The sequence below is a fragment of the Halobaculum sp. MBLA0147 genome, from assembly GCF_041361345.1.
Classification (GTDB): domain Archaea; phylum Halobacteriota; class Halobacteria; order Halobacteriales; family Haloferacaceae; genus JAHENP01.
The window spans coordinates 2,415,935-2,442,601 of record NZ_JBGKAD010000001.1 but is presented as its reverse complement, the minus strand read 5'-3'; the positions used below and the strand labels follow the sequence as shown (position 1 = coordinate 2,442,601).

Sequence of the window (26,667 nt, the reverse complement as noted above, 5' to 3'; positions counted from 1 at the left end):
AGCCGTCACCGGATCGGGTTCTCGGGGCCACGTCCGAGGTACTCGGCGAGGAACGCATCGATCGCGTCCGGGTCGTGGGCGTCCAGCACCAGTCGCGTCCGCCACGCGGTGAGCACGACCGGCCCCGCCGGCTCGGCGGTCGGAGCCGGTGTCACGATCACACTCCCCCACGGGTCCGTGTACGTCGTCGTCAACCCACGGAGGTGGTCACGTGCGTCCGCCGAGAGCACACCGGGGTCGTAGTAGATCACGACCGCGCCGTGTTCCAGCGAGTGGACCAGCGCACCCGGAGACTGTCGTTCCTCGTAGAACCCGGCGGAGACGGTCCTGCCACCGTAGTGTGGCCCGGACAGCGGCGGCGACTGCGGGTACGAGAGTCGTGCGCCGGGGGCGACGTGGTCAGCCCCCGCCGAGTCGAACCGCTCGACGTTCGACAGTGCCGGATCGTCGCCCGACGGCGGGAGACCGAGCGGTCCCGTCTCGCCACTACCGCCACCCTCCGAGCCGCCGAAGAACCCCTGTACCGCGACGACCCCGAGTCCGGCGACGAGCACGACCGCGAGGCCGACACCGACGAGTGTACCGAGCGAGCGGCCGTCGTCGTCGTCGTCCGCCTGGAACTGCGCGACGCGACGGCGGTCGATCCGGCTCAACTCGCCGTCGTGTGCCGTCTGCAGGTGCCCGGCGTACGACGCCTCGTCGGCGAACGACTCTCCACAGTGGTCACACTCTGGCATCTGTCTCTCGGTACCGGGTCGACGGGAATCACCGTTTCGCCTGCGTTCGCGGCGTCTCTCGACCGAGCGATCGGCCCCCGGGAACCGCGACCGAGCGACTCCGGAGAACGGACGCGAGGTACGCGGTCGAGGCGCCCCGCCGCCTCGCGTCCCACCGTCCCGCGAGCGAGTGACCCCGGTGGTCGCGGGCGGTCGCGACCGGACGACCGGTCGGTACACGCGGCGGACGCTGGTTCGAACCGCGCGTGGCGTAATCCACCCGTACGGACCGGATTACACCGCCGAGAGCGGTCGTACCGTCTACCTTTTCAGTGACCCCGCCGAGCGAGCGGGTCGCGTGACGGAGGAACACTCACAGCCACACCGACGGTACGAGTCGGCGCCGGCGCCAGAGCGCGACTCGCACGAGGTGGCGGTGGCGACGGCACTCGACGCGGTGACGACCGACGGGTGGACGTACTTGCTGGACGCCGGTTCGGCGACGCTGCGTGCGTACCTGCGGACCGCGACGCGGCGATCGACGACGACACCGGCGGTGCGGGCACTCCTCGCACCGGCGGCCGTCCGCGTCGTCGACGACGAGTTTCTCGCCGGCACCGCGGCGGCAGCGCTGATCGAGGCGGACCGGCTCGTCGTGCGACGGCGACAGCCGGACGCCGGGTCGGCCGACCGCGGCGAATCTGCGACGAGTCGGACGGCTCGCTCGCCGCTGATCGTCGGGCCGGAGCGGGCGGTCGCGGTGGTCGAGACGCCCGGCGGCGTGACCGCGCGGCGACTCGACGCTGGACACGAGACACGGGCGACGTGTGCGGCGGCGTGGGAGCGTGCGCCGCGCGTCGCGGTGGCCTACCCGACGCGATCGCGACTCGTGCGAACACTGGAGGCCGCCTGTGGCTCCGCCGTCGCCGCCGACTTCGGAGAGACCGTCGCTCTGGCGGGACAGCGGGGCGACGACCAGTTCGACCCGGTCGCCGTGGCGGTGGTCGTCGCGGCCAAACACGAACTCGCGAACGCGCGCCTCGTCGAGTGGGCAGAGACGACCGGGCTCGCGGCGCCCAGCACGGTCTCGGAGCGAAAGCGCCGGCTCCAGCGCGACGACGGACCGGTTCGCCCGGACTACACCGTCCGTGGCCGGACCCACGGACTCCGACTCGCCCCCACGGTGCCCGACGACCCCGATCCGGCGACGCTGCTCTCGCTGGCCGCCGCGTGGGACACTCCCGTCGAGGACCCGAGCGACGACAGCCCACTCCCGACACCGTAGGCGAGTGCGGCGGGGCGACTACCGGCTCTCGGCCGCCTCGTGACGGCACCGCGCCCGCGAGTGGCGACACCGCGTCTGCAAGTGGCGACACCGCGTCGGCGAGCGACCGCGTCGGCCGCGGTCGCGGTCGCTTCCGGGCGCGGTCGCGAGGGTGACCACCGGACCTTTCCACCGGGACGCCGTACTGGCGGTCGAATGACAGGAGGGTTCGTGGCCCCCGAGGCCGCCGACGGGTTCGGCGACGAGTTCGAAGAGATCGAGGTCGAGGACTCCGACGCCGACGCCATCGCGCGCCGCCAAGACGAGGCGTTCGACGAGTTCCGCAAGCGGATCAAGAACGTCGAGAGTCTCAAGGTCGAGGCGTCGGTGTTCGACGACGCGACACTCGCCGCGGTGTACAAACTCGTCCAGGACGGCCACGTCGCCGCCTTCGGCGGGCCGGTCTCGACCGGGAAGGAGGCGAACGTCTACGAGGCGCTCGGCCCCGAGGAGACGGAGGTCGCGATCAAGGTGTACCGGATCAACGCCTCCGACTTCCGTCAGATGCGGGAGTACCTCGCCGGCGACCCGCGCTTCGACGGGATCGGCTCGGACAAGAAGAAGGTCGTCCTCGCGTGGGTTCGCAAGGAGTTCGCGAACCTCCAGCGGGCGAAGCGGGCGGGTGTCCGCGTCCCCGAGCCCATCGCCGTCGAGCGGAACGTGCTCGTGATGGATCTGGTCGGGCACGCCGAGGACCGCGCGCGGCGACTCGCGGAAGTCGACGTAGAGAACCCCCAGACGGCCTTCGAGGTGGTGCGGGAGTACATGCGCCGGCTCTACGCCGCCGGGTTGGTCCACGGCGACCTCTCGGAGTACAACCTGATAATCCACGAGGGAGAGTTGTTCGTGATCGATCTGGGACAGGCGGTCACGGTCCACCACCCGAACGCGCAGTCGTTCCTCGAACGCGACTGTCGCAACGTCGCCGCGTTCTTCTCCCGGCAGGGGATCGAGACGGACGCCGACGAGCTGTTGGCGTTCGTCACCGAACCCGACCCCGAGCCGGCCGCGGACCTCACCGAGGAGTGATCGGGCGCGCTCGCCGGAAAGACACTTTCCGTCCCCGCTCGTAGGGGAGGTATGTCCATCACGCTGTACGCGCTGGACGGCTGTCCGTGGTGCGAGAAGGTCCACGACGCGCTCGAGGAACACGGAATCAACTACGAGACGGAGTGGGTGGGTGCGCTCCACTCCGAGCGCGACGAGGTCAAGCGCGTGAGTGGTCAGCGCGCGGTGCCGGTGCTCGTCGACGACGAGCGCGGCGTCACGATGAACGAGTCCGCGAACATCCTCGAGTACGTCGAGCGCACCCTGGCCGCCTGAGACGGCCGACCCCCCGTCGAACGTCGGGTGTCGACCGTCGTCGAGTGGCGGGGGTCGACTCCCCCCACCGAATCCCCGGTGCCGACTCTCCCGCCGAGTGACCGGTGTGACAGTCCGGAGTCGCCGCAGCGACACCTCCTTACTCTGGCCGTGTGTGACGGTGTGTACGCATGAGCATCTACACCGGTCGCGGCGACGACGGCGAGACGGACCTGCGAGACATGACGCGCGTCTCGAAGACGGATCCGCGGATCGAGGCGTACGGCACCGTCGACGAGGCGAACGCGCTCCTCGGGACGGTCCGGCCCACCGGGTACGACGACGTCGACGAGGAACTGCGCGCGATCCAGAACCACCTCCACGTCGTCCAGGCGGACCTCGCGAACCCCGACCCGGACGAGGACGACCCGCAGGTGGCGTCGTCGCACGCCGAACACCTGGAGTCACTGATCGACGAGTACGACGAGGAACTGGAGCCGCTGACGGACTTCGTGCTCCCGACCGGGAGCGAGGCCGGCGCGAGTCTCCACCACGCCCGCTCCGTGACACGCCGCGCCGAGCGGCGCACCGTCGCGCTGGCTCGCGAGGAGGAGATCGACGAGACGGTCGTCACGTACCTCAACCGGCTCTCGGACGCGCTGTTCACGCTGGCGCGGGTGGTCAACGCCCGCGACGGCGAGCCCGAGGAGAACCCCACCTACTGAGCCGGCCGATCTGTCGCGTCACCCGCGTGAGCGAGTCGCGACTCACTCCCGCTCCGGATCGGCGCGCCCCTCGCGGTAGCCGACACGGAGCCACGTCACCACGTACAGCACCGCGGCGCAGGCGACGAACACCCAGAAGGCGGCCCAGCCGCCGGCGAGGAGGGCGGCCGGGAGCGTCGCGTCGTCACCGAGGCGGACGGCCGCGACGGTCGCGCCCGCCAGCGCCGTGAGCAGGATCGGCGCGAGGAACGCCCAGTCGCTCCACCGGCCACCGGCGTTGCGGTACTCGACGGCGTACCCCCACACGTTCCCGACCGTAAACTGGAACACGACCACCGCGAACAGCCCCGAGAGGATCGGGAGGAAGATCGCCTCCGGTCCGAGTCCGGCCGTCGAGCCGATATCCGTCTGTGTGAGCGAGCCGGCGGCACCCACACAGAAGACGACCAACATCACCCCGTGCCACGGGCGGAGACGACCGGGCAGCTCCGGCGTCGCCGCGAGGAGCCGGTCGACGGGCGACGCTCGCGGGGTGTGTGAGTCGGCGGGGTCCGGCGCAGAGTCGGGTGGTGAATCGGACGTTGAGTCGGATCGCGAGTTCGGGGACACACGCGGTGGTCGTCGTGCGGCGAGAAGGTTCTTGTGGGACTACAGGTGGTGGTATTCGAGTACGCCGACTGTTGCGGGTGGCGCGTGCGAGGCGCGAGTGAAACGAGCGCCTCGACTGCGAACGGGTCGGGGCTTCCTGAGTGGTAGTCTCGTCCAATGACTCACCAATATAAACACTACCCTACGAGCCGTCAGAGTCGGCGTCGTCGGGGAGCGGGAGCCACCACGCCACGCAGAGGCCGGCGAGCGCGACGAGCAGCAGTGCCGCCTCGAGGCCGGACGCGACGGTCGCCGGCAGGCCGGTGTCGCGGACGATCCCGAACGTCCCGTCGAACCCGACCAGCGCGAGGACGAGACTCGCGCCGCCGAGTCTGCCGGCGGTGTGACGACGGCGTTCCGGCGCGGGCGTGTCGCGGAGTCGCTGACGGGCGTCGACCGCGACGACGACCGCGGCGAGCACGCCCGCGAGTGCGAGGAGTCTCGGTGCGACCACGACCGGGTGGTGACCGCCCCACGGGAAGTGTGTCCGGGCCGTGTCTCCGTCGCTGAAAAACAAGGGTTAAGTTCGCCACCGCGGTACGTGGGGGTACGGGTTGGTGGTCTAGCCCGGTTATGACGGCTCCTTCACACGGAGCAGGTCGGCGGTTCGAATCCGCCCCAACCCACTTCTGTCCCCTGCTGTTTTGCCTGGTGACATATTTCACACATAGTAGACACCATAGCTACGACACAATTTAACTAACGTATGTGACATCACTACGATTATGATGACCATACAGTTTCTCACTGTATTGCTGACCATTCTGATAGCTATTGTTCCGCTGTGGTATCCGAGGTACTCTCTCTACAGAAGGAATGCAGACAGTGGTATACGAAAGCTCGAAAGGTTTGAGATAGAACAGATAAGCGAGCAGAACAGCGGCAGTGTCGATAAAGAGGCTTCTCTCTCACCAGGCGATACTGGATTTCGTGAAGTTTCCGAAGCAATAGAAAAGAATACCAGTATAGTACGTGAACCGTCAGAAATCGTACTCGCCATTGAAGGCTCTCTAGGAACTGCGAGGGTTGGACCAGGGACTGGTCTGTCTTCTGGGTTGAATGCGGAGATTCGTGTTGAGTACGCGGACGGGACTCAGGATGTGGTGGTTCCCTCACCAGAAGTGGAGCTACGGCGTGTGACAAATTTGGTTGATCTAAAGAACTGGGTCAGATCTGAGTCAATTCGCCGCAGTCATTACTGGACGACGGTTCTGGCAATTGCTTGGGGGACCGCGTCGGTAGCTTCTATTCTATAATATAAGTTGATCAGTTCCTGGTTGCGGTAGCTCAGATTTCCCCGATCACCCCCAACAACTCGAACAGCTCCCGCGCGACCGTCGCCTCGACGCCGTCGGTGCGATCCGCCAGATCGCCCACACCTTCCGTCACCGCGACGTGTAGCGCCGCCAGCGACGCCTCGGAGACTTCGCCCGCTCGCGCCTCGCTGGCGACGCGGTCGCAGGCCGCTGCCAACGCCTGCCCGCGCTCGTAGTCGTCTAACGCCGCCAGTTCCGCGCCGGCCGTCGACACCACGTCGGCGACCGCCGCGTCCGACAGCGTCGCGTCGTCCGCACCGCTGGCCGCCTCCGCACCGCCCGCGATGTCCGCACCGCACTCGTCGACCGCGTCAATCTCGTCGCACTGTGCACTCGTCGTGCCGCCACGCTCTTGTGACGGCGAGTCGGACTCACACATGGGTGTTCCACCTACGACACCCCGGGGAGGGTGCCCCAAACACCCTCGCCACTTCTACAGCGGCGACCCGGCGTGTCGTATCGATCCATCGCGTAGCGAGCGGTAAAAGCGTTCTGGTGAGTTATCTGTACTGTACACGTCACCCACAGATCACCACTCGACCACCATCGCCACCGCCACTCCACCACCCTCACCGCTACCGTTGCCACCCAGTCGCCACAGTACTCACTACACCGCACGTCACACGAACGTCCACCGAACGTCGACACTCCACGAATCTCACGAAAGATCAGACGAGAGCCGACAGTGTAGTCGACGTGTGTCCAGTCGAATCCGCAATCCACTTGCGTGCCTCTGCGCCAGTCGCCACCGCATGACGAGCGACAGAGCGAGTTGGGCCTCTCGAGTCGGCTTCGTGTTCGCGGCGGTCGGCAGCGCAGTCGGACTGGGGAACGTCTGGCAGTTCCCCTTCCAGACGGGACAGAACGGCGGCGCGGCGTTCCTCGTCGTCTACCTCGGGGTCGTCCTCGCCATCGGGTTCCCGGCGATGTTGACCGAGTTCGTGCTCGGTCGCCGGAGCCAACGCAACCCGGTCGACGCCTTCGCGGCGCTGGGTGGCGGCCGGTGGCGCGTCGCGGGCGGAATCGCGGCGCTGGCGGCGTTCTGGATCCTCTCGTTTTACAGCGTGGTCGGCGGGTGGGTGATCCGGTACGTCGTCGGGAGCGCCACGGGCGCGTACTTCGACGCGCCGACGACGTACTTCTCGGAGGTGGCCGCGACGGGCCCGGACGCCGTCGCGTTCCACCTGGTGTTCATGGCCGTCGTCGTCGCCATCGTCGCCGGGGGTGTCGAGGACGGCATCGAGCGCTCGACGAAGCTGATGGTACCGAGCATCGTGGTCTTGCTCGTCGCCCTCGCGGTGTGGGCGACGACGCTGGAGGGTGTCGACGCGGCGTACGCCTACTACCTCTCGCCGGACTTGGCGACCGTGCGGGCGAATCTGGCGTCGATCCTCCCGAGTGCGGTTGGGCAGGCGTTCTTCACGCTCTCGCTCGGGATGGGGGCGATGATCACCTACGCCTCCTACCTGGGCGAGGACGACTCGCTCCCGGTCGACGGAGGTGTGATCGTCGTGTTGAACACCCTCGTCGGGCTGTTGGCGGGGTTCGTGATCTTCCCGATCCTGTTCGCGCTGGGTGTCGACCCCGGGAGCGGCGGGGCGGGGACGGCGTTCGTCACGCTCGGCGGTGCGTTCGCACAGCTCCCGGCCGGGCGACTCCTCGGGACGGTGTTCTTCGTCGTCCTCCTGCTGGCGGCCGTCTCCTCGGCGATAAGTCTCCTCGAGGTGACCGTGAGCGTCGCCGTCGAGAACACGGCGTGGAGTCGGCGACGAGCCGCCGGCACGCTCGGCGGGGCCTGCGCCGTGTTGGGAGTCCCGAGCGCGTTCGGTCACCTGGCGTGGTTCAACGCCGTCGCGTACGAACTCCTGTTGCCGCTGTCCGTGCTCGGGGTGACGCTGTACGTCGGCTGGGTGCTCGCCGACGACGCGACGGCGGAACTGGAACGAGGCGCCAGCGTCGCCACGCCGTCGACCGCGTGGCTGTGGTTCGTCCGACTGGTCGTGCCAGTCGGAATCGGACTGACGCTCGTGTTGGGTGTCCAGAGTCTCCTCGTCCGTGCGGGCGTTCTCACCGAGGCGGTGCTGCTGGCGTAGCGATATCCGTCGGCACGGGCGAACGCGCCTGCTCGGACGGCCGCGTCGGAGCGGACCGCCGAGCCGAAACCACACCACTCTGCGGTCACTCGTTCGCTCACTCACCCACTCACTTCCTCCCACGCCCACTCGTCCGCCTCCTCGTTCACTCACTCCGATAGCGTTCCGCCACGACACCCGGCAGCGTGTCCCGCAACGCGCCGGGGTCGAACGCGGTCGCATCACCGGTGAGCCGCGAGAAGTCGCGCCGCACCAGCCGGTCGAACAGCCACGTCGCCAGCGCGTCCACCGTCGGCTCCGCGCCGCGGTCGCGTAGCGCCGCCGTCGCGGTCCCGAGCAACTCGTCGTCCACCGCTGCGTCCGCGTACGCCCGCGCCGCTGCCGCCGGCTCCGACGGCGTGTCGTCGCCGCTCCCGAACTCGTCGGTACTGCCGACGCTTCCGGAGTCCCCAGCGTCACCGCCCTCGACACCACCCACGCGCTGGAGCGCCAGCCCGTCGGGTTTCCCGCGGTAGAGCACGCCGTGTGCAGGGGCCGCTCGCCAGACGGAGTCGGGCGCGGCGACGCCGTCGGTGTCCAGCCGTCGGGTGTGGACCTCCGCCTCCACCGTCGGCACCGGATCGAGTCCCACCCCTTCCAGTAGTTCCAGTGTCTCGTGGGGGAGGAACGTCGAGTCCGGGTGGGCGACACTGACGCCGACGACCGCCGGCGTCGCGTCCCAGTCGTACCCCGGATCACCCGCCGTCTCGTGGACGGCGACGCAGTCGAAGGCCACCCGCTCGTGGTCCGGCACGGCCGCGGTGAGCGCCGCGCGGTCCAACTCCCGCCGGAGCGCACGCACGGCGAAGCCGTACCTCGGCGGTACGTCCGTCGCGTCGACCGGTCGGCGCACGTCGTCCGGCCCCCGCGGCACGGCGAGTTCGAGTGTGCCGTCGGCGCGCACGCGGACCCCGAGGCGGGTCCCGGCCGGGTACTCGTGGAGCCAGACGTGGCCGCCCGCGAGGAGCTCTGGCGTCTCGGCCAACGGCGTCGGCGTCGGGAGCGCGGCGAACGGATCGGTCACACGCCCGTCTGCGTCGCCACCGTACTTCAGTGTCCGTGCCGACGCAGCCGATTGGGTGCCGTCGCGGGAGAAGTGGTGTCTGGAGACCGGGCGAGGGGTCGCGTCGGCGGCGCGGCGGGCGGGTGGCGAACGCTTAACTCGCGGCCACTCGTCTTCGCGGGCGTGAGCGAACCCAGCGAGGAGTCGGACACGGACACGGACTTCAGTCTCAGCCTCGCCGACGTGGAAGACGAGATGAGCGACGACGGGGTGATCGGCGACGTGGTCCTGGGCGTCCTCGACGGGACGACGGACGCCGAGGAGTGGACCCGTCACGTCGAGTACGGCAACGTGCTCGTCTTGGACGTCGAGGGGGAGTTGAACGACCTCGCAGAAGAGCTCGCACCGGCGGTCTCCGAGATGGACGGCGGCCTCACCCACTTCCGCGGGTTCCTGATCGTCTCCCCGCCGGGTGTCGAGATCGACACCGACCGCCTCGGCGGGTGACCACACTCGACCCCGTCGGTAGAGTGACACGAGTTCCCTCGACAGCGGCCGAGCGACGACTCCTCAGAGGCCGACGGCGTCGAGGAGGTTCACACCCACGTCGGCCCACTGGACCAGTCTGTAGCCGGCGTAGATGCCGACGATGCCGAGCACGCCGGGGAGTTCCGGCGGTGCCGGGATCGGTACCTCCAGTGCCGCGAAGACGGCACCCGTCACGAGCCCCGTCAGGAGTGCCAACACCGAGAGTGTCGTGTCGACCATGTCGCCCGAGCCGAGTCGAGCGAGACGTTTGAGCCCTCGGGTTCGGACCGACCGCGAGCACTCGTGTGAGCCGACCGCACGAGAAGGTCGACTCCGTACCCATCACGCCCGACGCACGCGATCACACCGCTCCGCGCCGTCGGCCGGATACACACCACTCCCGCTCCGCCGACCGAAACGCACTCCACTCTCGCTCCACCGACCGAAACGCACACCACTCTCGCTCCACCGACCGAAACGCACACCACTCTCGCTCCGTCGGCGAAAACGCACAACACCCCCGTCCTGCCGGTCGAACTACGTACCCCTCTCTCTCGCCGGCCGAAACGCACACCTCTTCCCCGACCGGACGCCGAGCCGTGACAGACACGGACTCCGCCGCCGACCGCCGGGACCGCGCCGTCGGCTGTCTACTCGGGCTCGCCGTCGGCGACGCCCTCGGACGCCCCGTCGAGTTCCAGTCCTCGACCGCCGTCGCCGACCAGTACGGCCGCGTGACGGAGATGTACGGGAACGGCACCCACGGCCAGCCGGCCGGCACCGTGACCGACGACACCGAGCTGGCGCTGTGTGTCGCACGGAGTCTCGTCGAGACCGGTGAATTCGACGGCGCAGACGTGGCGCGGCGGTTCGTGGAGTGGTACGAGTCGGACCCGTTCGACGTGGGGCTGACGACGGCCGACGCACTGCGCGCGATCCGGGACGGCACGCCGTGGGACGAGGCCGGCCAGGCAGTGTGGGAGGACCGCCCGGAAGGGTCGAACGCCGGGAACGGGAGTCTGATGCGGTGTGCGCCCTACGCACTCGCCTTCCCGGACGACGACCACCGGAACCAGGTGCTCGCGGCCGACTCCCGGATCACGCACGCCGATCCGCGGTGTGTCGAGAGCTGTGTCGCCTTCGGGGTGGTCTGTGACCGACTACTGGCCGGAGACGACCCCGAGGCGGCCGTCGACGACGCGCTCTCGCTGGCGGCGGACCGCGACGCACCGCGAGCGGTCCGGACTGCGCTGGCGAACGCGACGGACCACCGTGGCGCCGACCTGGAGACGAGCGGCTACGTGATCCACACGCTGGAGACCGCGCTGTACGACGCCACGGCACACGACTCCTTCGAGGAGTGTCTCGTCACGACCGTCTCGCGCGGCGGCGACACCGACACCCTGGGTGCCGTCTGTGGTGCCGCCGCGGGCGCACGGTTCGGTGCCGACGCGATCCCGGCGCGCTGGCTGGACCCGCTCAACGTGGCCGACGAGGTGCGCGACCTCGCGACCGCGCTCCCGTGAGCGGCACACCGAGTCGACGGTGACCCGAGCGAGAGTATGCTGTGGGTGGCGCCACACCAGTTCTGTATAGCACTCTCTACTTTACTCCACCTGATCGGGGGTCGGCACCCCCGGCGCTGCCGTCGACCCGCCGCTACCCGAGAACTTACGCCTCGTCGGCTCCCTCCGGCGTGTATGGCGACACGACTCCCAGACTCGGAGTTCGACGACCGGCTGGAAGCGGTGCGCGACCGGTTGGCGGAGACGGACGCCGACGCCGGCGTCTGGTTCGGCGCGACGAGTATCGAGTACCTCACCGGGTTCCACCACGTCCAGACGGAGCGACCGGTCGTCCTGGCGCTCACCCAGGACCGGATCGAGATCGTGGTGCCACGGCTCGAGGTCGAACGCGTCGAGCCGAACCCACGGATCGACGCCGTCCACCACTACTTCGACTACCCCGGCGGCGCACCGATCGAGACCGCCGCGGAGATGCTCGACGGGATGGGTGTCGAGTCGGTGATCGCCGACGCAGACGGCGCCCCGGGCGTGATGGGGTACGAGGGGCCGGCGCTGTCGGAGTTCGTCGACGTGACCGACCAGTCGTGGGTCGACCGGATGCGGTGGGAGAAGACGGCCGCCGAGATCGAGTTGATCCGCGAGTCCGCGAAGTGGGCGAACCTCGGCCACCGGTACCTCGCAGACTACACCGAGCCCGGCGAACACCCGGCGACGGTGAGCCAGCGCGCCTCGACGGACGCCTCGCGGGCGATGCTCGACACGCTGGGTGACACCTACAGTGTCCGCGTCCGTGGCGACGGCCCCGTCCACGCGGGGTACATCTCCGGGCACGAGACCGCCCTCCCGCACGGCCACACCCCGAACGAGCGACTCTCGGAGGGTGACGTGTTGATCACGGGGGCGTCGGCCAACGTTGACGGCTACTTCTCCGAGCTGGAGCGGACGATGTTCGTCGGCGAGCCGAGCGACGAACAGGAACACTACTTCGAGTTGATGCTGGAGGCCCAGTCGCTGGCCATCGACGCGCTCGGCCCTGGCGTCTCCATCGCCCACGTCGACCAGGTGGTGTGGGACTACTTCGAGGAACAGGGGATCACGGAGTACGCCCAACACCACGTGGGCCACAACATCGGGATGGGCGGCCACGAGCCCCCGTACCTCGACCGCGGGTGGGACGACTACGAGTACGTCGCCGACGGCGACGAGGTGATGCGCGAGGGGCACGTCTACACCATCGAACCCGGGATCTACACCGAGGAGTTCGGTTACCGCCACTCCGACACTGTCGCCGTCACTGCCGACGGGACGGAGACGCTGACGCACTTCCCGCGCGACCTCGAGGCGAACGTGATCCGCCACTGAGGCGCTCGACACCCAATCTCGCGGTCGAACTCGGCGCTTCTCGCTCGACGCGACCTCTCTCAGTCCTCCCTCCTCGTCGCCGGTCGTCTCGCTCGACTCGGGTCGACCCGTCCCGTCTCGCCTCGCGACGAGTCGAACGACAGAAGCCGTCCGGGTACCCACCCGCGACCGTGACCGCGACCACTTTCGCCCTGTTCGGGACACTCGTGGACGCCGACTTCCCGGACGACCCCGCCACGGCCGTCGCCGAGGAGTTGGCCGCCCGCGACGTGGCCGTGCCGGACGACTGGGCGACCGCCTACGCCGAGACACACGTGGACGCGCCGGCGGGTGCCGAGGTGCCACTCCCGGCACACGTCAGCGCGGCACTCTCCTCGCGTGGCGTCGACGCGCCGAACAACGCGCCCCGTCGGGCCGCCGTGGCAGCGTTCGACCCCGAGGTCGAGACCCGCGAAGGGGCCGTCGATGCCGTCGCGGCGGCCGCCGAGCGGGGGCCGGTCGGGATCGTGGCAGACGCCGCCGCGCCCGAACTCGTCCGCCGGACGCTGATCCGTGCCGCGGTCGATCGCGAGTCGTTCGACGCGATCGTCTCCAGTGCCGCCTGCGGGTGGCAGAAGTCACACCCGCGCGCCTTCGAGACCGCCGCGCGGCGACTCGACGTCGACCCGAACGAGTTGGTCCACGTTGGCAGTGACGGCGCGGACGCCGGGGTCGAACGCGTCGACGGGACGTTCCTCGACTGTCGCGAGGCGTCGTTGCCCGTGATCGCGCGTCGGCTCGGCGAGCTGTAAATCGTTCTCCGCGATACAGAATATCTCGGAGTCGGGTGCGATCGGTCGGGCGCGACGGCGGCGTGGAGACGGCTCCGTCGCTCGCGGCTGCGTCCACGTGAGAGGGGCGGCGCGTCACCGACGCGGATCGACGGACGGGAGTGGACTTTTACCCCCGTGCGCCCACCGGCGAACCAGTCACGTGAGTCGACACGGTCACCACGCGCGACGGCACGACTGGGGGGTCGACGGCCGGACGACGCGACGAGTGGGTCGGAGAACGGCGAGTCGGATCGAGCGGGTCGGACGTGAACGAGTGCGAGGAGCGTCGCTCCGCAGGGTCGTGACGCGACTCGACTGTCGACTCTGCGGAGTCGTGACGCGGCCGAACCGTCGCTCCGGGAGGCGACGGTGACCTCGCGCGTCGACCTCCGGGCGACCGGGGCGGTGCTCGGGCGGGTGCTCCGGTACCTCGCCGTGCCGCTGGCGGTGCCGGTCGCCGTGGCGCTGTACTACGGAGAGTCGACCGTGCCGTTCCTCGCGGCCGCCGCGGTGACGCTCACCGCGGGGACGCTGCTGTCGCGACTCGACGAGACGCCGGAGTTGGAGACGGCCGACGGGTTCCTCTTCGTCGGGCTCACCTGGCTGGTCGTCCCGCTCGTCGGTACCGTCCCGTACCTCGTCGCCGGGAACGGGACGGTCGCGGCGTTCCCGAACGCGCTGTTCGAGTCGATGAGCGGGTTCACCACCACCGGCGCGACCGTTCTCGGCGACATCTCCTTCGAGACACACTCGCGGGCGATGCTCATGTGGCGACAGCTCACCCAGTGGCTCGGCGGGATGGGGATCGTCGTCTTGGTGGTCGCCATCCTCCCCGAGTTGGGAGCCGGTGGCGCGACGCTCGTCGAGTCGGAGTCGCCGGGGCTGGAACTCGACAAGCTCACGCCACGGATCGCCGAGACCGCTCGCGCGCTGTGGCTGTTGTACGTCGCCCTGACGGTCGTCCTGGCGGCGCTGTTGTACGTACTCGGGACGACCGAGCTCGCCCCCGGGATGGGTGCGTACGACGCCGTCGCACACGCGTTGACGACGATGCCGACCGGCGGGTTCTCGCCGGAGGGCCGGAGTATCGAGGCGTTCTCGCCGGCCGTCCAGTGGGTGATCACGCTGTTCATGCTGGTGGCCGGGACGAACTTCGCCCTGCTGTGGCGCGCACAGACCGGCGACCCAGATCGACTCCTCCGGAACACTGAGTTCCGGGTGTACGTCGGCGCGGTGCTCGGCGTCGGTGCCGTCGCCGCCGCGCTGTTGTACGCGGGGAGCGGGCTCGCCACAGAGCCGGAGAACGTCCCCCGGATCGTCGGGAACCTGGAGCCGGCGCTCCGGCACGGGCTGTTCCAGGCGGCGGCCATCGTCACGACGACCGGCTACGCGAGTATGGACTTCAACACGTGGAGTGCGCCGGCACAGTACCTGTTGTTGCTGGCGATGTTCTTCGGCGGCTCCGGCGGGTCGGCGGCCGGCTCGGTGAAGATCGTCCGCTGGGTCGTCGTGGTGAAGGCAGCCGCGCGCGAGTTGGTCACGACGGGCCGCCCGGACACCGTCCGCCCCGTCCGCCTCGGCGACGAGGTCGTCGAAGAGGAGACGATCCGTGGCGTGCAGGTGTTCACCCTCCTGTTCCTGCTCGGGTTCGGCGTCTCGACGTTCCTGCTGTTCGTCGACGCGCTCGGGACGGGTGTCTCGTTGTCCGTCCTGGAGGCGGCCAGCGCCACCGTGGCGATCCTCGGCAACGTCGGGCCCGGGTTCGGGTTGGTCGGTCCGATGAACGGCTACACGTCCTTCTCGGGCGTCGCGAAGCTGTTCATGGTGTTCCTGATGTGGATCGGCCGCCTGGAGATCATCACCGTCCTCGTGTTGCTCACGCCGTCGTTCTGGCGGACGTGACCGCACACGAACCTACCGACGGCGACCGGACACGGAGCCGTCTCTCGCGGGAGTATCGAGAGAACTGCAGGACGGCGAGTGGATTCGGAGCGTGAGTCACTGCGGGGTGTCACCACCCGCCGCCGGTCGATTCACGGTCTGTCGGCTGTGTCGGTGACCGCTCGCGTCGTCACTTCTCGAGGATCGTCCCGCTGGCGCCGACGGCCACGTCGACGCTGCCCAGCGAGACACCCTTCAGGTTCGCACCGGAGGGCGTCGCCTCCTCGGTCCACGTCCCGCCGCCGAGCGCGAACACCTTGCCGCCGGAGCCGACGACGTAACCGCTGCCGGCGTCGACGGCCACGTCGCGCAGGCTGGCGTCGCCGACCGAGGTCGGCGTCCAGTCGACGCCGTCGTACTCGAAGATCTGGCCGCCGCCACCGCTGACGAGGATCTGGTCGTCACCGTCGCTGTCGATCCCGTACAGGTTGACGTTGGCACCCGAGATACCGATCCGGTCGTAGGTGTTCCCGTCGTCCGTCTCGAAGGCGACCTTGTTGCCGTCGACCGCGTGGCCCTGTTTGTCGTCGAAGTAGTCGACGGCGTTGATCGCCGAGCCGGAGCCGGGCGTGGTCTGGGACCACGACCCCGTCGCGCCGTTCTCGAAGCTCCGGTAGATCTTCCCGGAGTCGCCGGCGACGTAGACGTTCGCCTCGTCCGCGTTCCCGCGGACGCTCACGTCGTTGAAGTTGTTCGTGACGCCGTTCGGTGCGGAGTAGTCGTTGAGACTCCCCGTCGTCACGTCGTACTCGCCGATGGCACCCGAGGAGCCGACGAACCAGACGCGCTCCCCGTCGTCGGTCACGTCGGCGCCGTACAGTGCGTTCCCGTTGGCCGTCGGGCCGCCGTCGACGACACGCTCCCAGCCGCCGGCCGTCCGGCGCAACACGTCGCCGCCGGCGCCGACGGCGAACGCGCCGTTCGTGGAGTGGACCACGTCGAACAAGTTGACGCTGACGCCACTCTCGACGCTCTCCCACCCCGAGGCGGCCGACACGGAGCCGACCGTCCCCAGGAGACCACCGGCAGCCAGTCCGCCGGCAGTAGTCTTCAGTACGGTACGTCGGGTCGTGTGCCTCTGGTCCGACATCGTAGACCTCCACCTCCGGCTTACGCCCGGACTCACTTTAAGCTCGTGTGTGATTGTCTTCAGACAAAACACCCAGATCCGGTTCCAGAAGACACTTACGCGTGAACGAGAGTCGCCGTTTCCGCCCGTCTCTCGCCGGATCTATCCGTGTGAGGCACTCTCACTGGTGATCGACCGTGACAGTGTCCGAGAGACGAGAGGGCAGATCGAGTGTGATCGACGTGGGCAGCCGGGAGCTGTCGGACGGGTCCGACGGGCGCGGCGAGAGGCCGATGGGGAGAGCGCGACGGCAGCGCTCACCGTCGACCGCCGATGGGAGGCACGCGGGAGACGCAGATCCGGAACCCCCCGGCGTGCAGTCGGGTTCGGAGCACCGCACGTCCCGTCGGCGACGATTAGATCGCACGACGGCGAGGCAATTCGGAGAAGCGCCTCGGCCTCGTCGTCGAGGGCAGTGGGGGAGCCGCTCCACTGGAAGCGGTGGTGTGCGCCGTGCGTCGGGACCGACCGACGGGGGTGCCCAGCACGACGCGGACCGGCAGACGTGCGTCGGACGCGGCCGAAGCGTTTTGCCCACACCGCGCGAAGGTCGGAGTCGTGACCGACGGTGGGAGCGGGGACGGGCGCGAGGTGACGGACAGCGACGAGTCCGCCGACGGCCCGACGCCCGAGCAGGTCGCGGCGCTGGCGGAACGCGACTGGCGTGCCGCGCTGGCGGCGACCGGCGAGTTGGTCGGGCCGATCACGCGCGCCATCGTCGAGACGCACGGTGACCGCGGACGGCGGGCCATCGAGGCGGTCTCCGAACTGCGGGTCAAACAGTACCGTGACTTCACCGTCGTCGTGGGCCACCACGACGAACACGTCGTCGAGGACGGCGGCTGTGACTGTGCCGACGCCGCGTACAACCTCGACCCGGACGACCCCGACGAGCAGTGCTGGCACGCGCTGGCCGTCGACGTGGCCGAACGGGTCGACGCGGTCGACCACCACGACATGTGGTACTCGGAGGTCAGGGAGTTCCTGTGAGTGTGTCGCCCGACGTTCTCCTGACGAACGACGACGGCGTCGACGCGCCGGGGTTGCGGGTCGTCGCCGAGGCGTTGGCTCCCGTCGCGAGCCTCACCGTCCTCGCACCCGCGAGCGACCAGAGCGGGGCGGGACGGACGTACAACCGCGCCGTCACCGTCCGCGAACACGACCCGGCACCGGCACTGGCTCGCGTCGTCGACGACTGCTGGGCCGTCGCGGGGACGCCGGTCGACTGCGTCAACGTCGCCCGCGGACGGGTACAGACGGACTTCGACGCCGTCGTCGCCGGCTGCAACGACGGCCCGAACCTCGGGGCACACAAGCTCGGTCAGTCGGGGACGGTCGGCGCCGCACGACAGGCGGCGTTCTTCGGGGTCCCGGGCGTCGCGGTGTCCGTGTACGACCCGCCGACGGGTGTTCGAGCGTTCGACGCCGCGGACTACCGAGCGGCGGGCCGCGTCGCGCGCGAGGTGGTCGTTCGACTCCCCGACGACGGGTTTCCGCCAGGTGTCGACCACCTCAACTGCAACGTCCCCGCCGCACCCTCGGCGTCGGCCGTCGCCGACCCGACCGGGTGGCGCGTCACGGAACCGCTCCACGACGCCGACGTGACGATGGTGCCCGACGACGACGGACACGGCGGTGCCGCTGGGAGTGACGAGAGTGGGGAGAACCCCGACGACACTCGCGTCGCGGGCGACTACCGGCTGTTCGACCACTTCTACGACCCGCTGATCCCGGACAACGGCGTGGACGCGGACGACCCGCCGACGACGGACCGCGGCGCGATCGCACGCGAGTGTGTCTCCGTCTCACCGCTGTCGGTCGACGGAGCGGCCGGCGACACGGCGGCCGTCCGCGAGTGGCTCGGTGGCGGGTGAGTCGAACGAGAGCAGACGACCGACGAGACCGTCGGACTACGACTGGACGGGAGGTTCGACGCCGACCGGTCGCTGGCGACTGTCACCCCCGACGCCGATACGCTTTCGCTCGTCCGTCGCCTACCGGTCGTCGTGAGTTCCGACAGCACCCCGTCCGAGGAGGTGTCGGACGGGAGCCGACGACGGTCCGGCCGGCGCGAGACGGACACACTCCCGGAGACGGTGCCGGGCGAGGCTCGGTACCGGCGAGTCGACGGCGAGCAGTTCCACGTGGTCGAGGCGGGCCCCGCGGACGGCGAGTTGGTCGTCTGTCTCCACGGGTTCCCGGAGTTCTGGTACGGCTGGCACGAGCAGATCGGGCCGCTCGCACGGGCGGGCTACCGCGTCGTCGTCCCCGACCAGCGCGGCTACAACCGCTCGCCGAAGCCGAGCCACGTCGCCGCCTACCGGATCGACCGGCTCGCGGATGACGTGGTCGGGCTGATCGACGCGTACGACCGCGATCGGGCCCACGTCGTCGGCCACGACTGGGGCGGCGTCGTCGGGTGGTGGCTGGCGATCCACCACCCGGAGCGACTCCGCCGGCTCGTGACGGCGAACGCGCCACACCCGACGGTGATCCGGCGGACGCTCCGTCGGAACCCGACACAGCTCGCGCGGACCGCCTACGCCGTCGCGTTCCAACTCCCGGCGGTGCCGGAGGCAGTCTCGCGGGCGTTCGACTGGCGGCTCCCGCGAACGACGATGCGCCGTACGGCGATGCCGGGGACGTTCGACGACCGGGACTTCGACCGGTACCGCGCCGCCTGGGAGCGCGACGGCGCGTTCACGACGATGCTCCACTGGTACCGCGCGAACGGGCGGCGACGGCCGGAGCCGGAGACGGACCGCGTCGACGTGCCGACACGCGTCGTCTGGGGCGCTCGCGACCGTTTCCTGCGGCGCGGGATGGCCCACGAGAGCCTGGAACACTGCACGGACGGCCGGTTCACCGGGCTGGAGGAGGCGACCCACTGGCTCCAACACGACGTGCCGACGAAGGTGACCGACGCGATCCTCGACGAACTCGGCGGCTCGGCCGGCAGTCGCGCCGCCAGACAGCGACCGGACTGAGAGCGACGCGGGACGCGGTTGTCGGATACGCCGCACACGGCGCAGTGAGGGCGCAGCGAGGCCGCGACGCACGTCGCGGTCAGTCGTCGCCAGCGCGACCGACGCCGCTCTCGTCGTCCGCCTGTGAGGCCGCACCCGGGAGCATCGTCTCCGTGGCGGAGCCGTCACCGGACCCACCTGCGCCGTCACCACCACCGGACCCGTCGTCGCCGTCGTCACCGTCCTCGTCGGCACCCGACGACACGACGCCGGCACCGCCGGTGAGCCCGCCCTGCTGCTCCTTGAGGTTCTGGCGGGTGAACTGCGGCTGTGCCTGGAGCCCACTGCCCGTCTTGCTGAACGAGCGGTAGAGGAAGAACACCATCGGGAGCGTCAACACGACGATCCCGGCGGCGATGTACACGTCGACGGTCGCCGTCGCCGCCGTCCGGAAGGAGTAGACGATGGCCGCAGACAGCAGTCCGACGGCAGTGAGGATCGAGTACGAGAGCCGCTTGGCGAGCCGGTCCAACACGTCGTTGTCGTCCTCCAAGTTGACGTTGACCGTCAGGCTCTCGCGTTCGACGCTGTCGAGGACGGTCTCCAGTTTCGGCGGGACGCGGAACAGCGCCTCCGTCGTGTCACGCAGTTGCCCCGCGGCGTCGCGGGCGTACCGCTCGGCCGTCTCCTCCAGGTACCCCTGCTCGCCGAGGTAGTCCGTCGCCACCTCGATGAAGTCGAACTCGGGGTCCAACGTGACACAGACCCCCTCGACGACGGTCGCGACGCGCAACACGAGCGCCATGTTCTGTGGCAGCCGCAGCGGGAAGTCGTAGATCGTCGACTCCACCTGCTCGATCACCTGCTGGACGCGGTACTGTTCGATGTCCTCCCCGCGCACGTCGGCGATGGCCAACTCCATCACGTCGGCCATCACGTCGCGGTCCGCCTCCGGCGAGAGCGTGCCCATCTCGACGAGCGAGTCCAAGATGCCGTCGATGTTCTGGTCCGCGACGGCGACGTAGAAGTCGATGATCTTCTCCTGGATGAACGGGTCGACGCGCCCGGACATCCCGAAGTCGTAGAACACGATGGCGCCGTCGTCGGTCACCGAGAGGTTCCCCGGGTGCGGGTCCGCGTGGAACACGCCGTCCTCGGCGATCATCTGGAGGTAGATCCGCTGGAGCGTCGTCGCCAACTCCGTGCGGTCGATCCCCTTCTCGTCTAACGTCTGCACGTCGTTGATCTTCGTCCCGGGGATGTACTCCATCGTCAAGACGCGCTCGCCGGAGGCCGGCACCACCGGTTCGGGAACGACGACGCGGTCGTTGCCCGCGAAGTTGGCGCGGATCTCCGAGAGCATCCGCCGTTCGCGGGCGTAGTCCATCTCCTGGTTGATCGTCTTGTCGAACTCGTCGGCGAGGTTCTCCAGCGAGAACGCCTGTCCCTGACCGACGAAGCGGACGAGCAACGGCAGCGACCACTTGATGACGCGGAGGTCGGCGTTGACCAGCTCCTCGATGCCGGGACGGCGGATCTTCACCGCGACGGGCTCGCCGTCGTACTCGGCGACGTACACCTGCCCGAGACTCGCCCCCGAGATGGGGTCGCGGTCGAACTCGTCGAACACCTCGTCGACGGGGCCGAGTTCCTCCTCTAACACGACCTTCGACTCCGCCCACGGGGCCGGCGGCACGTCGTCTTGGAGCTGTGAGAGCGCCTCGATGTACTCGGCGGGGAGCACGTCGGGGCGCGTCGAGAGGATCTGGCCGAGTTTGATGAACGTCGGGCCGAGGGTGAGCAGGGTGTCGAGGAGGATCTCGGCGCGTTCGCGGCGCTGTTCGGGTGTCGGGTCGCGGGAGCGACCGAACAGGACGAACCGGCGACGGTCCCGCAGGAGAGCGACGATGAGCGGGAGGAACCGGTAGACGACGACCGGGAACCGACGGTAGGCACGGAGAGAGACCAGCGTGACCACCCCGCCTTACGCGTCCGTGTCCGGTTCGGTGACGGGGATGGTGCGTTCCGGCGTCGCCTGGCGTTTGGGCAGGCGAACCTCGAGGACCCCACGCTCCATCGACGCCGCCGCGTCGTCGCCGGTGGCGTCCGGCGGGAGCGGGATCTCGGCGTCCAAGAACAGGGCGCGGTCCTCGCTGGTGTAGCGGAACTCGTGGGGAGTGTCCTTCTCGCGTCTGGCCTCGATCCGGAGGCGGCCCCCGCTGAACGACACGTCCGTCGTGTCGGCGCTGGCACCGGGGAGGTCGACGACGAGGAGGTACGCCGCGTCGCTCTCCAACACGTCGGCGAACACCGTCTCTGGCAGGTCACGGAGCGCCTCGCGGAGCTTCGACATGGACCGAACTACGTGGGCGAGTTCGAAAAAGGCCGCGATCCGTGTCTCGCGGAGACACACCCCACTCGGAGCGGGATCGCAGGCCAGTGGGACGAGGGAGACGGAGAGCAGACCGAACGGGGCAGTGACGGGGCGGAGCGGTGGCGGGGGTGTGGTCGCGGCGGCGGGGTGGGGCGGTCGTGGGGCGGCGGCGGAGCGGGGCGGTGTGGTACGGCGGCGGAGCGGTGCGGTCGCGGTCACCGCCGGCTCACCCACCGCGAGCGCGCCGGACGGCGCGCTCGCGGCCCTTTTTGATCGAGCTTTTTTCCTCGGGTGATCGGCGCCTCGCGCCGATCACCCCGAGGAGCGAAAAAGGTCGGTGGGGACCGTCAGGGCGTAGAACAGCGCCGGCGTCACGACGAGGGCGGTGGCGGCGGTGAGCGTCGCCAGCGGCGCCAGCCCGACCTGGAGGCCGGCGACGAGGAGTCCACAGCCGGCGAGCGTCCCGACGGCGACCGTGCTCCCGCGGGCGAGCCGAGAGAGGACGACGCCGCGGTCGTCGGCGTACAGGCCCGTCGGGAGCCCGACGAGGAAGCCGGCGACGGCACCGTACCACGTGCCGCCGACGGCACCGACGGCCGGGAGGACGAGCGTCGCGACGACGGCGACGGCGCCGATCGGGCGGCCGGACGGACCGAGCCGGCGGTCGTAGCTGGCGGCGTACGCGACCGGCGGGACGGCGACGAGACTGCCGAGGGCGACGGCGCGTGTCGCCGCCGCGGGGAGGGCGTCGCGGGCCTGGAGGAGCACGTCGCCCGCGACGACGAGGCCGACGAGCAGCGCGCCGACCGCGATCGGCCGCGGGCGGAGCACACTCGTCGGGTCGTCGTCCATCCGGACGGCGTAGGCTGCGAACGGATAGCCGACGACCGCGCCGACCAGCACGGACTGGTGGAGGTCCCGCGTGGCCCACAGCGCGAACCCACCCAGCGAGACGGCGAGGAACACACCCGTCAGCAGGGCGAACTCGGGGACGCGTCTGGTCACACTCTCGGGAGGACTGGGGCGTGCAAAACGCCGTCGGACCGCGTCGTCGCGGAAGCGACGGCCGACTGCGACGGCGAGTGTCGGAGCCAGACCACAGCTATTCGTGTCGAGAGTAGATTTATTGCGCCTCGTCCACTCGGTGGGAGTGTGACGACAGACGACACCGGTGTGGACGCGTGGATCGCGGAGACGACGGCGTTCGACAGGGTGCAGTCGGTGGCGACGAGCCGCGACGAACCGGCGTCCGCGGCGACCGTCGCCGACGAGGCTCACGTCGCGGAGAACACCGCCCGGGACCACCTGGAGAGACTCGTCGAGATGAACGTGGTCTTGGCCGACGAGCGCGGTGGGACGACCGTGTACGGGCCGGATCCGCTGCACACGCGCGTCCAGAGTCTCCGAGAGCTACTCGACGCACACGACCACGACGGACTGGTGGCGTTGGCGGCACAACTCCGTGAGCAGATCGAGACGTGGCGGGAGACGCACGACGCCACGACGCCGACCGAACTCCGCGAGCGGGCGGCGACTGCCGACGACGCCGCGACGACGCGCGAGATCCGGGAGGTCGCCGCAGAGTGGGAACTCCTCGCGCACCGGCTGTCGCTCGTCGAGGACGCCGTCGGGAACTACGACAGCTACACCCGGGACACTCCCACACCGGCGTGACGATGGTCGGCGACGCAGGCGCCCCCGGGGCCGGGAGTGACGACGAGGGGTCGGACGGGCCAGACGAGACCCACGACGCGTCGGACGAATCGGAGGACGTCCACGACGCGTCGGACAGACCGGACGGCACCCACGACGCGTCGGACGGGTCGAACGGCGCCGGCGTGTCGGGCAGATCGAACGGCGTCCACGACGTGGACACCGAACGAGGCGACGAGCGGTTCCCCGTGGCCGACGGCCGCGACGCGGGTGCGGCGTCACACCGTGCGCTGCGCGGGATCAGGCGGGAACTCGAACGGCACCCGCTGGTCGAGTCGGCACGTGGGTTCCCAGCGGAACCGTACACGGAGGTGGTCGCCGAACTCGCGCGCGAGCGACTCCCGGCGGGAGTGGACGACGCCACACTGACCGTGCGGTGGTACGCCGGCGACACGGCGGCCGACCCGCCGGAGTTCTCCTTCCACTACAGCGACCCGAGTGGCGATCTCGGGTGGCACCACGCCCCCAACCCACACGTCGACGGGTGGGGGCACTACCAAGAGCGACCCGACGACGGATCGTACGACTACGAGCCGTACGAGTTCGACACGACGACGCCGACTCGCGTCGTCTGGGAGGTGTTGTCCCGGCTGGAGGACCGACTCGCCGACCGCTCGCCGTGAGTCGGACAAGTCGGAGTTTCTCCCGAACGAAGCCCTAAGCCGTTCGCGCTCGTACGACGTGTCGATGAGTGACGCCGAGGGGCCACTCGCACCGGACCGACCGGAGGTGGACCGCGACTTCCGCGTGGACGCGCCGTTCGAGCCGGCCGGCGACCAGCCGGACGCGATCGCCCAGTTGGCCGACGGCTTCCGGCAGGGGATGGACGAACAGACACTGTTGGGAGTCACCGGCTCCGGGAAGACGAACACCGTCTCGTGGGTCGTCGAGGAGATCCAGAAACCGACGCTGGTGATCGCCCACAACAAGACGCTCGCCGCGCAGTTGTACGAGGAGTTCCGGGAACTGTTCCCGGACAACGCCGTCGAGTACTTCGTCTCCTACTACGACTACTACCAGCCGGAGGCGTACGTCGAACAGACGGACACGTACATCGACAAGGAGATGTCGATCAACGACGAGATCGACCGGCTGCGCCACTCCGCGACCCGGTCGCTGTTGACCCGCGACGACGTGATCGTCGTCGCCAGCGTCTCGGCCATCTACGGACTCGGTGACCCCGGGAACTACCGCGAGATGGCACTGGAACTGGACGTGGGCCAAGAGATCGGCCGCGACGACCTCCTGTCGGAGTTGGTCGACCTGAACTACGAGCGCAACGACGTGGACTTCCAGCAGGGGACGTTCCGGGTGCGGGGCGACACCGTGGAGGTGTTCCCGATGTACGGTCGGTACGCCGTCCGCGTGGAGTTCTGGGGCGACGAGATCGACCGGATGACGAAGATCGACCCGGTCGACGGGAGCGTCCAGAGCCGCGAGCCGACGGTGATGGTCCACCCGGCGGAACACTACTCGATCCCGGGTGCGAAGATGGAGAGGGCCATCGAGGAGATCGAGGAGCTGATGCAGCGGCGTGTGAACTACTTCGAGCGCCAGGGTGACCTCGTCGCCGCCCAACGGATCGAGGAGCGGACCACCTTCGACGTCGAGATGATGGAGGAGACGGGCTACTGTTCGGGGATCGAGAACTACTCGGTACACCTCTCGGACCGGGAGTCGGGCGACCCGCCGTACACGCTGTTGGACTACTTCCCGGACGACTTCCTGACCGTGATCGACGAGTCCCACCAGACGATCCCCCAGATCAAGGGGCAGTTCGAGGGGGACAAGTCGCGGAAGGACTCGCTGGTGAACAACGGGTTCCGACTGCCGACGGCGTACGACAACCGCCCGCTGACGTTCGAGGAGTTCGAGGAGAAGACCGGCCAGACGCTGTACGTCTCCGCGACGCCGGGCGAGTACGAGCGGGAGTCGTCGGCACAGATCGTCGAGCAGATCGTCCGTCCGACGCACCTCGTGGACCCGGCAGTCGAGGTGAGTCCCGCGGAGGGACAGGTGGACGACCTGTTGGACCGGATCGACGAGCGTGTCGGTCGCGACGAGCGGGTGCTGGTGACGACACTCACCAAGCGGATGGCGGAGGACCTCACGGAGTACGTCGAGGAGGCGGGGTACAGCGTCGCGTACATGCACGACGAGACGGACACCCTCCAGCGCCACGAGTTGATCCGGTCGCTGCGACTCGGCGAGATCGACGTGTTGATCGGCATCAACCTGCTGCGCGAGGGGTTGGACATCCCGGAGGTGAGTCTGGTGGCGATCTTGGACGCCGACCAGGAGGGATTCCTGCGCTCGGAGACGACGCTGGTCCAGACGATGGGGCGGGCGGCCCGCAACGTCGAGGGGGAGGTGGTGTTGTACGCCGACGAGACGACGGACGCGATGGCGTCGGCCATCGACGAGACCCGGCGCCGTCGCGAGATCCAGCAGTCGTACAACGAGGAGCACGGCTTCGAGCCACAGACGATCGAGAAGGAGATCGGCGAGACGAACCTCCCGGGTGCGGAGACGGACACCAGCGACACCGCCACGGCGGACGTGGCGGGTGTCGAGGAGGCACAGGCGCGCATCCAGGCGTTGGAGGAGAAGATGGAGGAGGCCGCGAGCAACCTGGAGTTCGAGCTGGCGGCGGACATCCGCGACCGAATTCGGGAGCTACGACAGGAGTTCGAGTTGGAGCCCGACGAGGGCGTGCCGCCGGAGGAGGACGAAGCCGCCGTGCCCGTCGACGACGAACTGGGCATCTGAGTGCCGCGTGCGGCGGCGGCCGCCGGTGTCGCCGGCGAGTACGCGGGGGCAGAACACGGGGATTCTCGCGATCTCGACGGGCGGTGCGATGTCGACGAGAGAGCGGATCACTCGACAGCCGTGCGGTCGCGGTGCGGCAGTAGTGCGGTGCGGTTGTAGAGGCGGAGCGGCGCGGGGCAGTGCGGTAGCGGTGCGGCAGCGGTCGTGGAAGCGGAGCAGTGCGGTGGCGGAGCGGCGCGGGGCAGTGCGGTAGCGGTGCGGCAGCGGTCGTGGAAGCGGAGCAGTGCGGTGGCGGAGCGGCGCGGGGCAGTGCGGTAGCGGTGCGGCAGCGGTCGTGGAAGCGGAGCAGTGCGGTGGCGGAGCGGCGCGGTGCGGTGGCGG

26 protein-coding genes, 1 tRNA gene and 1 pseudogene are annotated in these 26,667 nt (G+C 69.4%); 18 read left to right on the top strand and 10 right to left on the bottom strand.

Annotation, left to right across the window (positions count from 1 at the left end; all coding sequences use genetic code 11):
• Window positions 1-5 precede the first annotated feature (5 nt).
• Entirely contained in the window at window positions 6-737 is a 732-nt protein-coding gene (locus RYH80_RS11730; protein ID WP_370904058.1) for a thioredoxin-like domain-containing protein, read from the bottom strand.
• 337 nt (window positions 738-1,074) lie between these two features.
• Between RYH80_RS11730 and RYH80_RS11725 the strand changes: the two genes are divergently transcribed.
• From RYH80_RS11725 to RYH80_RS11710, 4 genes are all read left to right on the top strand, one after another.
• On the top strand, window positions 1,075-2,001 hold the full coding sequence (locus tag RYH80_RS11725) for a transcriptional regulator TbsP domain-containing protein (protein WP_370904057.1): 927 nt from the start codon (window positions 1,075-1,077) through the stop codon (window positions 1,999-2,001).
• 195 nt (window positions 2,002-2,196) lie between these two features.
• Complete coding sequence (gene rio1 / locus RYH80_RS11720) at window positions 2,197-3,069, top strand: serine/threonine-protein kinase Rio1 (protein ID WP_370904056.1); 873 nt, start codon at window positions 2,197-2,199, stop codon at window positions 3,067-3,069.
• A 51-nt stretch (window positions 3,070-3,120) separates the two neighbouring features.
• Window positions 3,121-3,363: a glutathione S-transferase N-terminal domain-containing protein gene (locus RYH80_RS11715; protein ID WP_370904054.1), complete on the top strand. Its 243-nt coding sequence runs from the start codon at window positions 3,121-3,123 to the stop codon at window positions 3,361-3,363.
• A 170-nt stretch (window positions 3,364-3,533) separates the two neighbouring features.
• The gene (locus RYH80_RS11710) at window positions 3,534-4,067 is read left to right on the top strand and encodes a cob(I)yrinic acid a,c-diamide adenosyltransferase (protein ID WP_370904053.1); all 534 of its coding nucleotides are present in this window, start codon (window positions 3,534-3,536) and stop codon (window positions 4,065-4,067) included.
• Window positions 4,068-4,109: 42 nt separating this feature from the next.
• On the opposite strand, the gene RYH80_RS11705 is transcribed toward RYH80_RS11710, so the two are convergent.
• Both RYH80_RS11705 and RYH80_RS11700 read right to left on the bottom strand, forming a co-directional pair.
• Window positions 4,110-4,676, bottom strand: a complete 567-nt coding sequence (locus tag RYH80_RS11705; RefSeq protein ID WP_370904052.1) for a hypothetical protein — start codon at window positions 4,674-4,676, stop codon at window positions 4,110-4,112.
• Between the two features lie 181 nt (window positions 4,677-4,857).
• On the bottom strand, window positions 4,858-5,169 hold the full coding sequence (locus RYH80_RS11700; RefSeq protein ID WP_370904051.1) for a hypothetical protein: 312 nt from the start codon (window positions 5,167-5,169) through the stop codon (window positions 4,858-4,860).
• Between the two features lie 97 nt (window positions 5,170-5,266).
• On the opposite strand from RYH80_RS11700, the gene RYH80_RS11695 reads away from it, so the two are divergent.
• Together RYH80_RS11695 and RYH80_RS11690 are read left to right on the top strand one after the other, a co-directional pair.
• Window positions 5,267-5,341, top strand: a tRNA-Val gene (locus tag RYH80_RS11695).
• Between the two features lie 99 nt (window positions 5,342-5,440).
• The gene (locus RYH80_RS11690) at window positions 5,441-5,971 is read left to right on the top strand and encodes a hypothetical protein (RefSeq protein ID WP_370904050.1); all 531 of its coding nucleotides are present in this window, start codon (window positions 5,441-5,443) and stop codon (window positions 5,969-5,971) included.
• Window positions 5,972-6,002: 31 nt separating this feature from the next.
• On the opposite strand, the gene RYH80_RS11685 is transcribed toward RYH80_RS11690, so the two are convergent.
• Complete coding sequence (locus tag RYH80_RS11685) at window positions 6,003-6,410, bottom strand: hypothetical protein (RefSeq protein ID WP_370904049.1); 408 nt, start codon at window positions 6,408-6,410, stop codon at window positions 6,003-6,005.
• Between the two features lie 373 nt (window positions 6,411-6,783).
• On the opposite strand from RYH80_RS11685, the gene RYH80_RS11680 reads away from it, so the two are divergent.
• Window positions 6,784-8,124 (top strand): sodium-dependent transporter, encoded by a 1,341-nt coding sequence (locus RYH80_RS11680; RefSeq protein ID WP_370904048.1) that lies wholly within the window; start codon window positions 6,784-6,786, stop codon window positions 8,122-8,124.
• A gap of 145 nt (window positions 8,125-8,269) precedes the next feature.
• Here RYH80_RS11680 and RYH80_RS11675 read toward each other — a convergent pair whose 3' ends face one another.
• Window positions 8,270-9,187 (bottom strand): hypothetical protein, encoded by a 918-nt coding sequence (locus tag RYH80_RS11675; protein ID WP_370904047.1) that lies wholly within the window; start codon window positions 9,185-9,187, stop codon window positions 8,270-8,272.
• A 162-nt stretch (window positions 9,188-9,349) separates the two neighbouring features.
• On the opposite strand from RYH80_RS11675, the gene RYH80_RS11670 reads away from it, so the two are divergent.
• A complete protein-coding gene (locus RYH80_RS11670) occupies window positions 9,350-9,673 on the top strand; it encodes a DUF5779 family protein (RefSeq protein ID WP_370904046.1) in 324 nt (107 codons plus the stop codon).
• Between the two features lie 63 nt (window positions 9,674-9,736).
• Here RYH80_RS11670 and RYH80_RS11665 read toward each other — a convergent pair whose 3' ends face one another.
• Complete coding sequence (locus tag RYH80_RS11665) at window positions 9,737-9,934, bottom strand: XapX domain-containing protein (RefSeq protein WP_370904045.1); 198 nt, start codon at window positions 9,932-9,934, stop codon at window positions 9,737-9,739.
• 359 nt (window positions 9,935-10,293) lie between these two features.
• Here RYH80_RS11665 and RYH80_RS11660 point away from each other — a divergent pair, with 359 nt between their 5' ends.
• The 4 genes from RYH80_RS11660 to RYH80_RS11645 all read left to right on the top strand — a co-directional run bounded on the left by RYH80_RS11660 (window position 10,294) and on the right by RYH80_RS11645 (window position 15,296).
• On the top strand, window positions 10,294-11,220 hold the full coding sequence (locus RYH80_RS11660) for an ADP-ribosylglycohydrolase family protein (RefSeq protein ID WP_370904044.1): 927 nt from the start codon (window positions 10,294-10,296) through the stop codon (window positions 11,218-11,220).
• Between the two features lie 174 nt (window positions 11,221-11,394).
• Window positions 11,395-12,582, top strand: coding sequence for a M24 family metallopeptidase (locus tag RYH80_RS11655; protein WP_370904043.1), 1,188 nt, complete (start codon window positions 11,395-11,397; stop codon window positions 12,580-12,582).
• Between the two features lie 170 nt (window positions 12,583-12,752).
• On the top strand, window positions 12,753-13,373 hold the full coding sequence (locus tag RYH80_RS11650; RefSeq protein ID WP_370904042.1) for an HAD family hydrolase: 621 nt from the start codon (window positions 12,753-12,755) through the stop codon (window positions 13,371-13,373).
• Between the two features lie 390 nt (window positions 13,374-13,763).
• Window positions 13,764-15,296, top strand: coding sequence for a TrkH family potassium uptake protein (locus RYH80_RS11645; RefSeq protein WP_370904041.1), 1,533 nt, complete (start codon window positions 13,764-13,766; stop codon window positions 15,294-15,296).
• A 169-nt stretch (window positions 15,297-15,465) separates the two neighbouring features.
• Here RYH80_RS11645 and RYH80_RS11640 read toward each other — a convergent pair whose 3' ends face one another.
• Entirely contained in the window at window positions 15,466-16,425 is a 960-nt protein-coding gene (locus RYH80_RS11640; protein WP_370904040.1) for a beta propeller repeat protein, read from the bottom strand.
• A gap of 684 nt (window positions 16,426-17,109) precedes the next feature.
• On the opposite strand from RYH80_RS11640, the gene RYH80_RS11635 reads away from it, so the two are divergent.
• The 3 genes from RYH80_RS11635 to RYH80_RS11625 all read left to right on the top strand — a co-directional run bounded on the left by RYH80_RS11635 (window position 17,110) and on the right by RYH80_RS11625 (window position 19,451).
• Complete coding sequence (locus RYH80_RS11635) at window positions 17,110-17,454, top strand: hypothetical protein (protein WP_370904708.1); 345 nt, start codon at window positions 17,110-17,112, stop codon at window positions 17,452-17,454.
• A gap of 2 nt (window positions 17,455-17,456) precedes the next feature.
• A complete protein-coding gene (gene surE / locus RYH80_RS11630) occupies window positions 17,457-18,338 on the top strand; it encodes a 5'/3'-nucleotidase SurE (RefSeq protein ID WP_370904039.1) in 882 nt (293 codons plus the stop codon).
• 132 nt (window positions 18,339-18,470) lie between these two features.
• Window positions 18,471-19,451, top strand: coding sequence for an alpha/beta fold hydrolase (locus RYH80_RS11625; RefSeq protein ID WP_370904038.1), 981 nt, complete (start codon window positions 18,471-18,473; stop codon window positions 19,449-19,451).
• A gap of 271 nt (window positions 19,452-19,722) precedes the next feature.
• Here RYH80_RS11625 and RYH80_RS11620 read toward each other — a convergent pair.
• The 3 genes and pseudogenes from RYH80_RS11620 to RYH80_RS11610 all read right to left on the bottom strand — a co-directional run.
• Window positions 19,723-21,408, bottom strand: a pseudogene (locus tag RYH80_RS11620) (ABC1 kinase family protein); the annotation flags it as partial.
• Window positions 21,409-21,414: 6 nt separating this feature from the next.
• Window positions 21,415-21,783, bottom strand: a complete 369-nt coding sequence (locus RYH80_RS11615) for an Hsp20/alpha crystallin family protein (RefSeq protein WP_370904037.1) — start codon at window positions 21,781-21,783, stop codon at window positions 21,415-21,417.
• A 333-nt stretch (window positions 21,784-22,116) separates the two neighbouring features.
• Complete coding sequence (locus tag RYH80_RS11610; RefSeq protein ID WP_370904036.1) at window positions 22,117-22,809, bottom strand: hypothetical protein; 693 nt, start codon at window positions 22,807-22,809, stop codon at window positions 22,117-22,119.
• Window positions 22,810-22,956: 147 nt separating this feature from the next.
• Here RYH80_RS11610 and RYH80_RS11605 point away from each other — a divergent pair, with 147 nt between their 5' ends.
• The 3 genes from RYH80_RS11605 (at window position 22,957) to uvrB (ending at window position 26,286) form a co-directional block, all read left to right on the top strand.
• Complete coding sequence (locus RYH80_RS11605) at window positions 22,957-23,478, top strand: DUF7342 family protein (protein WP_370904035.1); 522 nt, start codon at window positions 22,957-22,959, stop codon at window positions 23,476-23,478.
• Window positions 23,479-23,480: 2 nt separating this feature from the next.
• Complete coding sequence (locus tag RYH80_RS11600) at window positions 23,481-24,140, top strand: hypothetical protein (protein WP_370904034.1); 660 nt, start codon at window positions 23,481-23,483, stop codon at window positions 24,138-24,140.
• A 64-nt stretch (window positions 24,141-24,204) separates the two neighbouring features.
• Complete coding sequence (gene uvrB, locus RYH80_RS11595) at window positions 24,205-26,286, top strand: excinuclease ABC subunit UvrB (protein ID WP_370904033.1); 2,082 nt, start codon at window positions 24,205-24,207, stop codon at window positions 26,284-26,286.
• Window positions 26,287-26,667: the final 381 nt, after the last annotated feature.

Coding starts and splice junctions, on each gene's coding strand:
- RYH80_RS11690 (WP_370904050.1), top strand. CDS start 5,441: ATGATGACCATACAGTTTCTCACTGTATTGCTGACCATTCTGATAGCT.
- RYH80_RS11600 (WP_370904034.1), top strand. CDS start 23,481: ATGGTCGGCGACGCAGGCGCCCCCGGGGCCGGGAGTGACGACGAGGGG.
- RYH80_RS11730 (WP_370904058.1), bottom strand. CDS start 737: ATGCCAGAGTGTGACCACTGTGGAGAGTCGTTCGCCGACGAGGCGTCG.
- RYH80_RS11615 (WP_370904037.1), bottom strand. CDS start 21,783: ATGTCGAAGCTCCGCGAGGCGCTCCGTGACCTGCCAGAGACGGTGTTC.
- rio1 (WP_370904056.1), top strand. CDS start 2,197: ATGACAGGAGGGTTCGTGGCCCCCGAGGCCGCCGACGGGTTCGGCGAC.
- RYH80_RS11715 (WP_370904054.1), top strand. CDS start 3,121: ATGTCCATCACGCTGTACGCGCTGGACGGCTGTCCGTGGTGCGAGAAG.
- RYH80_RS11710 (WP_370904053.1), top strand. CDS start 3,534: ATGAGCATCTACACCGGTCGCGGCGACGACGGCGAGACGGACCTGCGA.
- RYH80_RS11680 (WP_370904048.1), top strand. CDS start 6,784: ATGACGAGCGACAGAGCGAGTTGGGCCTCTCGAGTCGGCTTCGTGTTC.
- RYH80_RS11640 (WP_370904040.1), bottom strand. CDS start 16,425: ATGTCGGACCAGAGGCACACGACCCGACGTACCGTACTGAAGACTACT.
- RYH80_RS11655 (WP_370904043.1), top strand. CDS start 11,395: ATGGCGACACGACTCCCAGACTCGGAGTTCGACGACCGGCTGGAAGCG.
- RYH80_RS11665 (WP_370904045.1), bottom strand. CDS start 9,934: ATGGTCGACACGACACTCTCGGTGTTGGCACTCCTGACGGGGCTCGTG.
- RYH80_RS11685 (WP_370904049.1), bottom strand. CDS start 6,410: ATGTGTGAGTCCGACTCGCCGTCACAAGAGCGTGGCGGCACGACGAGT.
- uvrB (WP_370904033.1), top strand. CDS start 24,205: ATGAGTGACGCCGAGGGGCCACTCGCACCGGACCGACCGGAGGTGGAC.